This window comes from Mycobacterium sp. NGS66, from assembly GCF_059812225.1.
The window spans coordinates 44,180-57,622 of record NZ_JCALCG010000019.1; the positions used below are offsets into that span (position 1 = coordinate 44,180).

General features: G+C 66.6%; 13 protein-coding genes. 7 read left to right on the plus strand and 6 right to left on the minus strand.

Annotated elements, in window-relative coordinates; genetic code table 11:
• Positions 1-160 precede the first annotated feature (160 nt).
• Positions 161-574 carry a hypothetical protein gene (locus tag AC5Y2L_RS26210; RefSeq protein WP_499945250.1) on the plus strand — a complete coding sequence of 138 codons (414 nt, stop codon included), beginning with the start codon at positions 161-163 and terminating at the stop codon, positions 572-574.
• A 64-nt stretch (positions 575-638) separates the two neighbouring features.
• Here AC5Y2L_RS26210 and coaA read toward each other — a convergent pair whose 3' ends face one another.
• Positions 639-1,577, minus strand: a complete 939-nt coding sequence (coaA, locus tag AC5Y2L_RS26215) for a type I pantothenate kinase (RefSeq protein WP_499933103.1) — start codon at positions 1,575-1,577, stop codon at positions 639-641.
• 111 nt (positions 1,578-1,688) lie between these two features.
• Here coaA and AC5Y2L_RS26220 point away from each other — a divergent pair, with 111 nt between their 5' ends.
• The 5 genes from AC5Y2L_RS26220 (at position 1,689) to AC5Y2L_RS26240 (ending at position 8,332) form a co-directional block, all read left to right on the plus strand.
• On the plus strand, positions 1,689-3,158 hold the full coding sequence (locus AC5Y2L_RS26220) for a glycine hydroxymethyltransferase (protein ID WP_499933102.1): 1,470 nt from the start codon (positions 1,689-1,691) through the stop codon (positions 3,156-3,158).
• A 218-nt stretch (positions 3,159-3,376) separates the two neighbouring features.
• Positions 3,377-4,204 carry an acyl-ACP desaturase gene (locus AC5Y2L_RS26225; RefSeq protein ID WP_499933100.1) on the plus strand — a complete coding sequence of 276 codons (828 nt, stop codon included), beginning with the start codon at positions 3,377-3,379 and terminating at the stop codon, positions 4,202-4,204.
• A 237-nt stretch (positions 4,205-4,441) separates the two neighbouring features.
• A complete protein-coding gene (phoH2, locus tag AC5Y2L_RS26230) occupies positions 4,442-5,743 on the plus strand; it encodes an RNA 5'-3' helicase PhoH2 (protein WP_499933098.1) in 1,302 nt (433 codons plus the stop codon).
• 158 nt (positions 5,744-5,901) lie between these two features.
• Positions 5,902-6,777: a polysaccharide deacetylase family protein gene (locus tag AC5Y2L_RS26235; protein ID WP_499933096.1), complete on the plus strand. Its 876-nt coding sequence runs from the start codon at positions 5,902-5,904 to the stop codon at positions 6,775-6,777.
• An 88-nt stretch (positions 6,778-6,865) separates the two neighbouring features.
• Complete coding sequence (locus AC5Y2L_RS26240; protein ID WP_499933224.1) at positions 6,866-8,332, plus strand: adenylate/guanylate cyclase domain-containing protein; 1,467 nt, start codon at positions 6,866-6,868, stop codon at positions 8,330-8,332.
• Between the two features lie 14 nt (positions 8,333-8,346).
• Here the strand turns inward: AC5Y2L_RS26240 and AC5Y2L_RS26245 are convergent, their stop codons facing one another.
• The 5 genes from AC5Y2L_RS26245 to glpX form a co-directional block, all read right to left on the minus strand.
• Complete coding sequence (locus AC5Y2L_RS26245; protein WP_499933094.1) at positions 8,347-8,760, minus strand: type II toxin-antitoxin system VapC family toxin; 414 nt, start codon at positions 8,758-8,760, stop codon at positions 8,347-8,349.
• Positions 8,753-9,007: a type II toxin-antitoxin system Phd/YefM family antitoxin gene (locus AC5Y2L_RS26250; RefSeq protein ID WP_499933092.1), complete on the minus strand. Its 255-nt coding sequence runs from the start codon at positions 9,005-9,007 to the stop codon at positions 8,753-8,755. Before AC5Y2L_RS26250 ends, AC5Y2L_RS26245 begins: the two co-directional genes overlap by 8 nt.
• Positions 9,008-9,061: 54 nt before the next feature.
• Entirely contained in the window at positions 9,062-10,018 is a 957-nt protein-coding gene (locus AC5Y2L_RS26255) for a hypothetical protein (protein ID WP_499933090.1), read from the minus strand.
• Positions 10,019-10,141: 123 nt separating this feature from the next.
• Positions 10,142-11,542 carry a class II fumarate hydratase gene (locus AC5Y2L_RS26260; protein WP_499933088.1) on the minus strand — a complete coding sequence of 467 codons (1,401 nt, stop codon included), beginning with the start codon at positions 11,540-11,542 and terminating at the stop codon, positions 10,142-10,144.
• Positions 11,543-11,574: 32 nt separating this feature from the next.
• Positions 11,575-12,678, minus strand: a complete 1,104-nt coding sequence (gene glpX / locus AC5Y2L_RS26265; protein WP_499933086.1) for a class II fructose-bisphosphatase — start codon at positions 12,676-12,678, stop codon at positions 11,575-11,577.
• Between the two features lie 75 nt (positions 12,679-12,753).
• On the opposite strand from glpX, the gene AC5Y2L_RS26270 reads away from it, so the two are divergent.
• Complete coding sequence (locus tag AC5Y2L_RS26270) at positions 12,754-13,437, plus strand: DUF4245 domain-containing protein (protein WP_499933222.1); 684 nt, start codon at positions 12,754-12,756, stop codon at positions 13,435-13,437.
• Positions 13,438-13,443 lie beyond the last annotated feature (6 nt).

A 13,443-nucleotide genomic window follows, 5' to 3' on the forward strand; every position in this document is an offset into this window, starting at 1 on the left:
CAAATCTTTTTTGTCACCTGGGGAATAGCCGGGTGAACCACCTGGTCGTTGTACTCGTGGCAGTAATTGGCAGTGTCACGAGTCGATATGGCAGTGCTGCTGAGGCACGTTGACAGTTGTTCGACTCATCCCCTCGCGGAGCCTTAAGGAGTACATGACCATGACCGCTGTAACCGGATTGACAACCCGGCCGCTATACGACGCGACCGACTCATTGCTGCGGTTCGCCATGCGCGCCGATGCCACCTTGACCGGACTGATGGGTCTGTCCACCGCCTTCATCGCCGACCCGCTGTCGTCGCTCACCGGCCTGACGTCCCTGCAGGAATACAGCATGGGTGCCTTCTTCGTGCTGTACGGGCTGGTGGTGTTCACCATGGCCGCGGCGCCCAACCTGCGCCGCGCCGGAATCGGCGTCGTGGTGGCCAACATCGTGTACACACTGGGTGCGATCGTCGCCGCGGAGCTGGTGCCCATGACGGGCATCGGTGTCGCCTTGACGCTGGCCAGCGGCGTGTACACGGCGATATTCGCCGGGCTGCAATACCTGGGAGTGCGCCGACTCGCCGCGTAACTCCCAGCTGCTGCGGGGCGCCACCGCTGCCCATGCGGTGTGCCGCCCCGCTTCGGTGGTTGGCTCAGAGCTTGCGCAGTCGAAGCCGGTTGATGGAGTGGTCGGCATCCTTGCGCAGCACCAAGGTCGCGCGCGGACGGGTCGGCAGGATGTTCTCGACCAGATTGGGGCGGTTGATCGACCGCCAAATCTCGCGTGCGGCCACGACGGCCTGCGGGTCCGAGAGCGCCGCGTAGTGGTGGAAGTGTGATTCCGGGTCGGCGAATGCCGTACCGCGCATCGCCAGGAATCGCGACACGTACCACTGCTCGATGTCTTCAATTCGGGCGTCCACATACAGCGAGAAGTCGAACAGGTCCGACACCATCAGCGTCGGGCCGGTCTGCAAAACGTTGAGGCCTTCCAGGATGAGGATGTCGGGGTGGCGGACCACGTGCTTGGCCCCGGGAATGATGTCGTAGTGCAGGTGTGAGTACACCGGCGCGCAGGCGTAGTCCGAACCGGATTTCACCGACGTCACGAACCGGAGCAGCGCCCGGCGGTTGTAACTCTCGGGAAAACCTTTGCGGTGCATGAGGTTTCGCCGATCCAGCTCGGCGTTGGGGTAGAGAAAGCCGTCGGTGGTCACCAGATCCACCCGGGGGTGGTGGTCCCAGCGGGCCAGCAGCGCTTGCAGCACCCGGGCGGTGGTCGACTTGCCGACCGCCACGCTGCCGGCCACCCCGATGATGAACGGAACCGGCCGGTCCGGGTTTTGCTGTGGCTCGCCGAGGAACTCCGCGGTGGCCGCGAACAGTCGTTGACGGGCGGCGACCTGCAGGTGGATCAACCGGGCCAGCGGCAGATAGACCTCTTCCACCTCGAGCAGGTCGATCTGCTCACCCAGTCCGCGCAGGCCGACCAGTTCCTCTTCGGTGAGGGCCAGTGGCGTCGACATGCGCAGCGCACGCCACTGCTTTCGGTCGAACTCCACATAGGGGCTCGGCTCGCTCAGCCGCGGCATGGGTCTCAGTGTCGCAGGGGTCGGCGGGTGGGCGTCGGGTGGGGCGGTTCGGCCGGCTGCTGGGCCAGCCGCTGGTCCCGTCGGCGTTGGCGGGCGACTAGTCTCGTTGCCATGTCTGCCGACTCGACCCGCACCGCCACCGTCACCACATCACCGGGCGCCGAATACGTCGACACCGCGCGCGCCGCCTACCGCGCGGCTCTGCAGGTCATCGATTTCGTCGAACCCCGTATCGCCGCTGCGACGCGCAAAGAGCTTGCCGACCAACGTGATTCACTCAAGCTGATCGCTAGCGAGAACTACGCTTCGCCCGCGGTATTGCTCACTATGGGCAGCTGGCTATCGGACAAGTATGCCGAGGGAACCATCGGGCACCGCTTCTATGCCGGCTGCCAAAACGTCGACACCGTCGAGAGTGTGGCCGCGGAGCATGCCCGCGAGTTGTTCGGCTCGCCGTATGCCTATGTCCAGCCGCATTCGGGCATCGACGCCAACCTCGTTGCGTACTGGGCTATCCTCGCCACCCGGATCGAGGCGCCCGGCCTGGCCGCGGCTGGTGCAAAGCACGTCAACGAGCTCTCCGAGTCGGACTGGGAAGCGCTTCGTGCCAAGCTCGGCAACCAGCGGCTGATGGGCATGTCACTCGACGCGGGCGGCCACCTCACCCATGGTTTCCGGCCCAACATCTCCGGCAAGATGTTCCACCAGCGCAGCTATGGCACCGACCCGGAATCTGGGCTGCTGGACTACGACGTTGTCGCTGCCGCCGCACGCGAATTCAAACCGCTGATCCTGGTCGCCGGATATTCGGCCTACCCGCGGCGGATCAACTTCGCCAAGATGCGCGAGATCGCCGACGAGGTGGGCGCCACGTTGATGGTGGACATGGCGCATTTCGCCGGGCTGGTGGCCGGGAAGGTGATGACCGGAGACGAGGACCCAGTGCCCTACGCGCACGTCACCACCACTACGACGCACAAGTCGTTGCGCGGACCCCGCGGCGGCCTGGTGCTGTCCCAGCCGGAATACGCCGATGCCGTGGACAAGGGCTGCCCCATGGTGCTGGGGGGGCCACTTCCGCACGTCATGGCGGCCAAAGCCGTCGCTCTGGCCGAGGCGCGACTGCCGGATTTCGAGACCTACGCCAGGCGGGTCGCGGACAATGCCCAGGCGCTGGCCGACGGACTCTTGCGGCGGGGCGCCCGGCTGGTCACCGGCGGCACCGACAACCACATCGTGCTGTTGGACGTCACGTCGTTCGGACTGACGGGCCGACAGGCCGAATCGGCCCTGCTCGACGCCGGCGTCGTCACCAACCGCAACGCCATCCCCGCCGACCCCAATGGCGCCTGGTACACCAGCGGCATCCGGGTCGGCACTCCGGCGCTGACAACTCGCGGCCTTGGTACCGCCGAATTCGACCGGGTCGCCGAGCTAATGGTCGACGTGCTGACCAACGCAGCACCAGAGGGCACATCCAAGGCCAAGTATTCGCTGGCTGACGGCACCGCCGAGCGCGTCAACGCCGCCGCCGCCGAACTACTGGCCGCCAATCCGCTCTACCCGGGCCTCACGCTCTAGGTCTATTGGCGGCGACCCGCGGCGCCCGGCTGCGCCGCGCTTGCGATCGCCGCGAGGTCTATTGGCGGCGACCCGCGGCGCCCGGCTGCGCCGCGCTTGCGATCGCCGCGAGGTCTATTGGCGGCGACCCGCGGCGCCCGGCTGCGCCGCGCTTGCGCGCGGCGACACGCCACGTCCGCAATTTGAAGGAACCTGTCTACGCCGGTTACAGTTACCGCATGGCACAGAAACCTGTCCCTAACGCGCTGATCCTCGAGCTCGAGCCCGTTGTGGAAGCGGAAATGGACCGTCACCTCAACACCGAGGAGCTCTGGTTCGCTCACGACTACGTGCCGTTCGACCAGGGCGAGAACTTCGCCTTCCTGGGCGGCCGCGATTGGGATCCTTCTCAGGCGACACTGCCGCGAACGCTCACCGACGCCTGCGAAATCCTGCTGATCCTCAAGGACAACCTGGCCAGCCATCACCGTGAACTCGTCGAGCACTTCATTCTCGAGGAGTGGTGGGGACGCTGGCTGGGCCGGTGGACGGCGGAGGAACATCTGCACGCGATCGCGCTGCGCGAATACCTCGTGGTGACCCGCGAGGTCGACCCGACCGCGAACGAGGAGGTTCGCGTCCAGCACGTGATGAAGGGCTACCGGGCCGACAAGCTCTCGCAGGTCGAACTGCTAGTTCAGATGGCCCTGTCGGAACGTTGCTACGCCGTCTTCTGCCGCAATTTGGCGGCGCAGCTCGAGGAGCCGGTATTGGCCGGGCTCATCGACCGGATCGCCCGTGACGAACAGCGTCACGAACAGATCTTCGCCAAGCTCGTCGCGCATTGCCTCGGCTACACCCGCGACGAGACGATTGCCGCGATTGCCTCCCGCGCGGCCGCCCTGGAAGTACTCGGCGCGGACATCGACGCGTACCAAGACAAGGTGCGCAACGTCGCCGAGGCCGGCATTTTCGACGACGCGCAGATGCGCCAGGCGATCTCCGACCGCATCACCGAATGGGGCGTGGCCGACGAGCCACAATTGCGGCAATTCGTCACCGGCTAAGGAGAACTGCCGACGTCGGCGCGCCTGCCATGCGGGCATGTCGGCACCGGAGTAGCGTCGCATCCGATGGCCAGCGACATATCCAGCTGCCAGGGCGGCACTCCCGGCTACTGCTCGGGTTTTTCTGAAGGCAGGACCGGCCCCGGTCCTGGTGCCGCGGCCCCCGCCGACATGCCTGTGTGGGTCCGCGCGGGCTACTGGGCATCGTGCAGCCCTCTGAGCCCGTAGGAGCGCTCCGTGGCCGAAATCCGGACGTATGTGCTCGACACCTCCGTGTTGCTCTCCGATCCGTGGGCGTGCAGCCGGTTCGCCGAGCACGACGTGGTGGTCCCGCTGGTGGTGATCAGCGAGCTGGAGGCCAAACGCCACCACCACGAGCTGGGCTGGTTCGCTCGCCAGGCGTTGCGTTTGTTCGACGACCTCCGACTTGAGCACGGCAGACTCGATCAGCCCATTCCAATTGGCACACAAGGCGGTTCGCTGCGCGTCGAACTCAATCACACGGACCCGGCTGTACTGCCCGCCGGCTTCCGGACCGACAGCAACGACTCGCGGATCCTGTGCTGCGCGGCCAACCTGGCCGCCGAGGGTCAGCGAGTCACCTTGGTCAGCAAGGACATTCCGCTTCGGGTCAAGGCCGCCGCCGTCGGCCTGGCCGCCGACGAATACCACGCCCAGGACGTCGTAGCTTCCGGATGGTCCGGGATGCACGAGATCGAGACCGCAGCCCAGGACATCGACGCGCTGTTCGCCGACGGCGAGATCGACCTGGCTGAGGCGCGGGAACTGCCCTGCCACACCGGGATTCGGTTGCTGGGCGGTAGCTCACATGCCCTCGGCCGGGTCACCCCCGCCAAGCGGGTCCAGCTGGTGCGCGGTGACCGCGAAGTGTTCGGATTGCGCGGACGTTCGGCCGAGCAGCGGGTCGCGCTGGATCTGTTGCTCGACGAGTCGGTGGGGATCGTGTCGCTGGGCGGTAAGGCCGGCACCGGCAAGTCGGCGCTGGCGCTGTGCGCCGGGCTGGAGGCGGTGCTGGAGCGTCGCACCCACCGCAAGGTGGTGGTGTTCCGTCCGCTGTATGCGGTGGGCGGCCAGGAGCTGGGTTATCTACCCGGCAGCGAGAGCGAAAAGATGGGCCCCTGGGCGCAGGCGGTGTTCGACACCCTCGAAGGCTTGGCCAGCCCGGCGGTGCTCGACGAGGTGCTGTCCCGCGGCATGCTCGAGGTGCTGCCGCTCACCCACATCCGCGGCCGCTCGCTGCACGACTCGTTCGTCATCGTCGACGAGGCACAGTCGCTGGAGCGCAACGTCCTGCTCACCGTCTTGTCGAGGCTGGGTACGGGTTCTCGAGTGGTGTTGACGCACGACATCGCGCAGCGGGACAACCTGCGGGTGGGCCGCCACGACGGCGTTGCTGCGGTGATCGAGAAGCTGAAGGGGCATCCGTTGTTCGCCCACATTACTCTGCTGCGCAGCGAACGGTCACCGATCGCCGCCCTGGTCACCGAAATGCTCGAGGAAATCACCGGACCGCACTGATGCGCCCGTGAGCCGACGGCGTTGAGTGTTACCTGACGGCTTCCGCTGTGCCTCGGCGGCGGAATCTACGGGATTTTCCCGCCCAGGATGCACGGCGAAAGCGCAGGATTCACACTCGACGCCCAGGCTGCACACGTGACGCCCGGTAGGCTGCCATCGTGCCGAAAAGACCTGACACCCAGGCCTGGCGCTACTGGCGGACCGTCCTCGGCGTGGTAGCGGCCGGTGCCGTGCTGGTCATCGGCGGCCTTACCGGACATGTGACGCGCGCCGACAACCAGAACTGCGCGATGGTGAAGTGCGTAGCGCTGACGTTCGACGACGGGCCCAGCCCCTACACTGACCGGCTGCTGCAAGTGTTGAAGAACAGCGACTCCAAGGCCACCTTCTTCCTGATCGGCAACAAGGTTGCCGCCAACCCCGCCGGAGCCAAGCGCATCGCCGATGCCGGAATGGAGATCGGCAACCACACCTGGGAACACCCCAACATGACGACGATTCCGACCGAGGACATCGCCGCGCAGTTCGCCAAGGCCAACGATGCGATAACAGCCGCAACCGGCCGCACGCCAACGCTGTACCGTCCCGCCGGCGGGCTGTCCAACGACGCGGTGCGCCAAACCGCCGGCCGCTTCGGCCTGGCCGAAATACTTTGGGACGTCATCCCTTTCGACTGGGCCAACGACTCGAACACGGCGGCGACGCGGTCTGTCCTGATGCGGCAGATCAAGCCTGGCTCGGTGGTGTTGTTCCATGACACCTATTCGAGCACGGTCGACCTGGTGTACCAGTTCATCCCGGTGCTCAAGGCCAACGGCTATCACCTGGTGACCGTCGGCGAGCTGCTCGGCCCACGCACCCCGGGCAGCAGCTACGGCGGCCGGGAAAACGGCCCACCCGTCAACGAACTTCACGACATCCCACCCGGTGATATCCCGGCCTTGCCAAACACGCCGTCGCCCAAGCCGATGCCCAACTTCCCCATCACCGACATTCCCGGGCAGAACTCAGGCGGGCCGAACAACGGTGCCTAAGGTGATCAAAGCGGGCTGGTTGAAAATCTGGGGCGCCCCACGATCACCTGAGACAACCGCCAAGGAGCATCGAAAGACGGCTCGCGGGTTGGCGATTCAGTATGCGGGCGACCTCGCGCTGTCCTATGTTTTTGCCGTCACCGGCGCGGCGGCGATCTTGGTCCCGCTGCGAAGTCGCACCTCGGGCGCGTTGAATGCCGATTTCGCGCGCAACAACACCTCACTGGTGGTGGTGCTGGTCGTGTCGGGGATCATCACCGTGGCGGTAGCGGGCGTGTTGAACTTGGCGCCCACCCTGCGGTGGTACGTCGCTGGCGATCAGCCGGATGCCGATCAACGGGCCACCGCAATGAAACTGCCCGGTCGCCAGTCCGCGATCCTGGTGGCGACCTGGGCTGTCTGCGGTGCGGTCCTGATGCTGGTGAACCGCACCGGCGGGGCGTCGCTTTTGCTGCCCATTCTGTTGGGCGTAGTGCTCGGCGGGATGGCCGCCGCGGGCACGGGATTGCTGCTTACCCAACGCACTTTGCGCCCGATCATGGTCGCGGCCACCCGGGGTTGCGAGCCCCGGCTGTCGACGCCCGGGGTGCTTGCGCGTCTGGTCCTGATGTGGTTTCTGTGCAGCGCCCTTCCCGTCGTGATCATCGCGACGCTGATCGTTCTGCGCTCGAACGGCTGGATCATTCCGAAAAACGCGTCGATCGATGTGCCGGTATTGGTCGTGGTGATGGCCGCGCTGGTGCTCGGGCTGCCGACCATGATCCTGACTTCCCGATCCATCGCCGATCCGGTCAGCGAGGTCGTCGACGCGATGGCCGAAGTCGAACACGGGCACATCGAAACCTACGTCGGCGCTTACGAACGCTCCCAAATCGGGCGTCTGCAAACGGGTTTCAATCGGATGGTCGCTGGGCTCGCCGAACGCGACAGGCTGCGCGACCTTTTCGGTCGCCACGTCGGCACCGACGTCGCCCAGCGCGCGCTCGAGGAGGGCGCATCGTTGTCGGGAGACGTCGTGGAGGCAGCGGTGCTCTTCATCGACTTAGTGGGCTCGACGACCCTGGCGGAAAGCCGTCCGCCGCAAGAGGTTGCGGAGGTGCTCAACGACTTCTTCCGGATTGTCGTGGATGCGGTCGACGCACACAGCGGCCTGATCAACAAATTCGAAGGCGACGCCGCACTGGCCATCTTCGGAGCACCGCTCAAGATGCGCGATCCCGCGTCGGCGGCCTTGGCCACGGCGCGCACGCTGGGCACCGAGCTGCGCCGGCTTCCCGTCGTCGACTTCGGCATCGGCGTATCGGCGGGCCGGGTGTTCGCCGGCAACATCGGAGCCGAAAACCGTTATGAATACACGGTTATCGGTGACGCAGTGAACGAGGCCGCGCGGCTGGCCGATCTCGCCAAAACCTCCGACCGGCGGATCCTATGCGCCGCGGCAGCCATCGAACGAGCCGACGACGACGAGCGGCAGCGCTGGGCCGAGTGCTATTCCACCGTGCTGCGCGGGCGTTCGGAAGCCACCCAGGTCTCGACGCCGACGGGATCTGCGTAGGGCCGGCCGACGAGTCAGACGCCGATGATCTCCACGAGATCCTCGATGCCACGAAAGTCCTCGACGTTACGCGTGTAAAGGGGCAGACCCGCAGCGATTGCGGTGGATGCGATCAACAGATCGACGGCACGAGGGCCCCGAGCCTTGCGGCCAGTAGCGACGATTGCGGCGTAGACGCGTCCATATGCTCTGGCGCAGTCGGCGTCGAACGGCAGTGGATCGAAAATCGACTCAGCCCGCTGCAGGCGATCCTGCCTACGCGCGCGTTCGGCGCTGTCAGTTGTCGCGTGCGGCCCGGCCGCCAACTCGGCCATGGTGAGGGAGCTGATCGCGAGTTCACCGGGAAGTTGTCCGGCGTCGAAATGCTCCAGGTCGATCACTACCGACGTATCGAGCAACCCTCGCGGAGCGCGCGCACTCTCAGCCACGGGGTTGGATCGACTGACTTGTCGCCGTGTCGAGGTCGGCCCGCAGCTGCTCCAGGTCTACGGGCGGTGCGCCTCGGAAGGCGGCCACTGCTGCCGCGGCGCTGACAAACCGCTGACGACGCAGCGGCGAAAGCTCGCCGACCGGAATTCCGTTTCGCGTCACAATGAAAGACGCGCCCTGGTCGAGTTGGCGCATGATCTCGCCGCTGTTGTTGCGCAGCTCGCGCTGGGTTATCTCGACAGCCACTGGCCAAGTGTAGCACAGGTGCTACGGCAGCTCTTGGCAGCCAGCGGGTCCGTATCAGCTCTTGGCGACCTTCAGTGCGGCAATCACACCGTTGATGATTCCGGCCGAAGCGGCGTCGCCGATCGGTGTTGCGCCGAAGAACACGGTGACTGGCTTGGTGTCGACGGCGATGATCGTGACGGAGTCACCCTTCACGTTGCGAGCGGGATCGGCGATCGTGATATCGGCGTCCACCCGGGCGGCGTTGACCCCGTCGACCTTCATCGACGACGTCTTCTTTGGACCCAGGGTTGGCGACGCGTTGGCGTAGCCCTGGCCGGTTGCCGTGCAGTCCATGAACTTCGACGCCTGGGCGGCGACGTCCATGCTGGGGACGAAGTTCGTGATACCGACCTCGGCCTGCATCATCCAGTTGCTGGCACCGGGAACCTCGGCGCCCACGCCGACCCCGCCGATCATGTTCGGGCTCTGGTCGTCGGCGAACGGCTGCCAACCGGGTGCCGCGCTGGCCGGGAAGGAGAGCTTGCCCGCGCTGATCATGTCGCCGGTGGGCTTGTCGCCGGGGGACACGTTAGGTGTGCAGTCCGTTGCGGTCTGCTCGGTATTGGCCGGTTGCGACGTCGCGGGTGTCGTCGGAGCCGCCGAGGTCGTCGCGGCATTGTTGGACTTGTTGCCGTTGCCGCCGGCGAATACCAGGATCGCCACTAGCGCGATGACGCCCACCACCGCGATTCCGGCGAGGATCAGCCAGGGCAACTTCGAGCGTTTGGGTCCCGGCCCGGGAGGACCGGGCGGGTAGCCACCCGTCGGCCAGCCCGGCGGAACCTGCTGGCCGGGCTGCGGGTACTGCTGGCCGGCCGGTGGATACTGCTGCGGCGGATACCCGCCCTGCTGGTAGGGGCCGCCCTGCGGGTAGGGGTAGCCCTGCGGCTGGCCGCCCCATTGCGTTTCCCCATACGGATTCGCTCCGTAGGGATCCTGGCCATAGGGACCGCCCGGAGGAACCGTCATCGCCGAATCACCTTCACTCACCCTCGTTCTTGAAGACCACACTTTCGAGGTGGCCACGCGACCGCGTCACGCAATTATGTGTGCCAGCCCGCCGTCGCGCTCATCGGACCGGATTAGTCTGCTCTAGTCGTCGGCCACCTTAGCCATCGCCAGCACATCCAGCCGGCGGTCCAATTCCTCGACCGACAGCTTCTCGCCGATCAGCCCGCGGTCGATGACGGTCTGGCGGATGGTCTTGCGCTCCTTGAGCGCTTGTTTGGCCACCGCGGCGGCCTCCTCGTAGCCGATGGCGGAGTTCAACGGCGTGACGATGGACGGCGACGACTCGGCCAGCTCGCGCAGATGCTCGACGTTGGCTTTCAGCCCGGTAATGCAGCGCTGCGCGAACAGCTTTGACACGTTGGTCAGCAGCTTGAACGATTCCAGGATGTTGCGGGCCATCATCGGGATGTAGACGTTGAGCTCGAAAGCGCCGTTCGCGCCACCCCAGGCGACCGCGGCGTCGTTGCCGATCACTTGCGCGGCCACCTGCGTAACTGCTTCCGGCAGAACGGGATTCACCTTTCCCGGCATGATCGAGCTACCCGGCTGCAGATCCGGCAACTGGATCTCGGCCAGACCGGTCAGCGGGCCCGATCCCATCCAGCGAATGTCGTTGGCGATCTTGGTCAATGACACCGCGATGGTGCGCAGCGCGCCCGACGCCTCCACCAACCCGTCTCGGGCGGCTTGGGCCTCGAACGAGTTTTCCGCCGTCCGCAATTCGGTCAGACCAGTCTCGTCGACCAGCGTCTGGACCACCTTGGCGCCGAAGCCTTCCGGCGCGTTGAGGCCGGTACCCACCGCGGTACCGCCGATCGCGAGTTCACCCAGCCGCGGCAGCGTGGCCCGAACTCGCTCGACCCCGGCCTGGACCTGCCGGGCGTACCCGCTGAATTCCTGACCGAGGGTCACCGGAACCGCGTCCATCAGGTGGGTGCGCCCGGATTTGACCACCGTGCGCCACTCGCGCGCCTTGGCCGCCAGCGCCTCGTGCAGTTCCTCGAGCGCCGGAATCAGGTGGCGCACGGCGGCTTCGGTGGCTGCGATATGGGTAGCGGTCGGGAAGGTGTCGTTGGACGACTGCGACATGTTGACGTCGTCGTTGGGATGCACGGTCACGCCGTTGGCGGCCGCGATCGACGCGATCACCTCGTTGGTGTTCATGTTCGAGCTGGTGCCCGAGCCGGTTTGGAAGACGTCGATCGGGAACTGGTCGTCATGGCGGCCGTCGGCGATCTCGGCAGCCGCGGCGATGATCGCGTCGGCCTTCTCCGGCGCCAGTAACCCCAGCTCCTTGTTCACCTGTGCGCACGCGCCCTTCAGTAGGCCCAACGCGCGGATCTGGGCGCGCTCCAGGCCGCGGCCCGAGATCGGGAAGTTCTCCACCGCACGTTGGGTTTGGGCGCGCCACAACGCTTTTGCCGGCACCCGCACCTCGCCCATGGTGTCGTGCTCGATGCGGTATTCGCCGTCGTCGGCCATGAATCAGGTCCTGTTCGTCTGGTCGGGGTGGATTACGGCAGGGGATAGGCGGCGTTGCTGTCGCCGGTGAAGTCGATGGCGGAGTATTCGTTGAGCTTCGACAGCCGGTGGTAGGCCTCGATCATCCGGACCGTTCCCGACTTGGACCGCATCACGATCGACTGAGTGGTGCACCCGCCGGGGTAGTAGCGCACGCCTTTGAGCAGGTCTCCGTCGGTGACTCCGGTCGCGCAGAAGAAGACGTTCTCGCCGGAAACCAGGTCCTCGGTGGTGAGCACCTGATCCAGGTTGTATCCGGCGTCGAGCGCCTTGCGTCGTTCGGGCTCATCCTTCGGCGCCAGCTGCGCCTGGATCGCCCCGCCCATGCAGCGGATCGCCGCCGCGGCGATGATGCCCTCCGGGGTGCCGCCGATACCGGCCAGCATGTCGGTGCCGGAGCCCGGACGGCAGGCGGAGATCGCGCCGGCGACATCGCCGTCGGTGATCAGCCGGATCCGGGCCCCGGTGGTGCGGACGTCGTCGATCAGCTGTGCGTGCCGCGGCCGGTCCAGGATGCACACGGTCATGTCGCGCACCGACAGCTCCTTGACCCTGGCGACCGCCCGAATGTTGTCCGCGATCGGCTTGGTGATGTCCAGGACGTGGGCGGCTTCCGGCCCGACGACGATCTTGTTCATGTAGAACACCGCCGAGGGGTCGAACATGGCACCCCGGTCGGCCACCGCCAGGACCGAAATGGCGTTGGGCATGCCCTTGCTCATCAGCGTGGTGCCGTCGATCGGATCGACCGCGAAGTCGCATTCCGGGCCGTCGCCGTTGCCGACGTCTTCGCCGTTGTACAGCATCGGCGCGTGGTCCTTTTCACCCTCGCCGATGACAACGACGCCGCGCATTGAGACGGTGTTGACCAGTTCGCGTATCGCGTCGACGGCCGCGCCGTCGCCGCCCTCCTTGTCGCCGCGCCCCACCCAGCGGCCGGCGGCCATGGCCCCGGCCTCGGTGACCCGCACCAACTCCATGGCCAGGTTGCGATCGGGGGCTTCACCGCGCGACCGGGACTGCGACTGTCCGGTGACGACGGTCGGCTGGGCTACTGGCGAACCGGGTCCTGACGTGCGGTCGCCCTCTGCTGTCATGGTTGCCGATTGTCCCAGAAGCAGATCGGTCGCCTGGAGCTGGGCTGGAACCGTTCGGCTGGAATACTCGGCGGAGTGACCGTGGACCCGACGCCGACCGCCCCGACCGCAGGGTCGGCCGGTGAGCCGGGACCGGTGCCCAGGCCGCCCAAACCGCGCCTGCTACAGGACGGCCGCGACATGTTTTGGTCGCTGGCGCCGCTGGTCATCGGATGCATCCTGCTGGCCGGCCTGGTCGGAATGTGTTCGTTCCAGCCGGGCCGCACCCACGAGGGACGCATCCCGTCCTACGACGCGGCCACGGCGCTGCGGGCCGACGCCGCGACGCTGGGCTTTCCGATCCGGCTGCCCCAGCTGCCGGCGGGCTGGCGGTCCAACTCCGGCAGCCGCGGCGGCATCGAGAACGGGCGAACCGATCCGTCGACCGGTCAGCGGCTGAACGCGGCGACCTCGACCGTCGGATACATCGCGCCGAGCGGTCGCTATCTGAGCCTGACGCAGAGCAACGCCGACGAGGACAAGCTCGTCGGATCGATTCATCGGTCGGCGGTCCCCACCGGTGCGGTCGACGTCGCCGGCACCGCCTGGGTGGTCTACCAGGGCAGCGGGCAAGGGGCCGACTCCGAGCCGGTGTGGACCACCGCGCTCACCAGCCCCGGGGGGCGCGTTCAGATCGCGATCACCGGCGCCGCCAGCGCCGACGAGTTCCGTACGCTGGCGTCCGCGACGCAATCGCAAGCGCCATTACCGGCCCGGTAGCGGGGC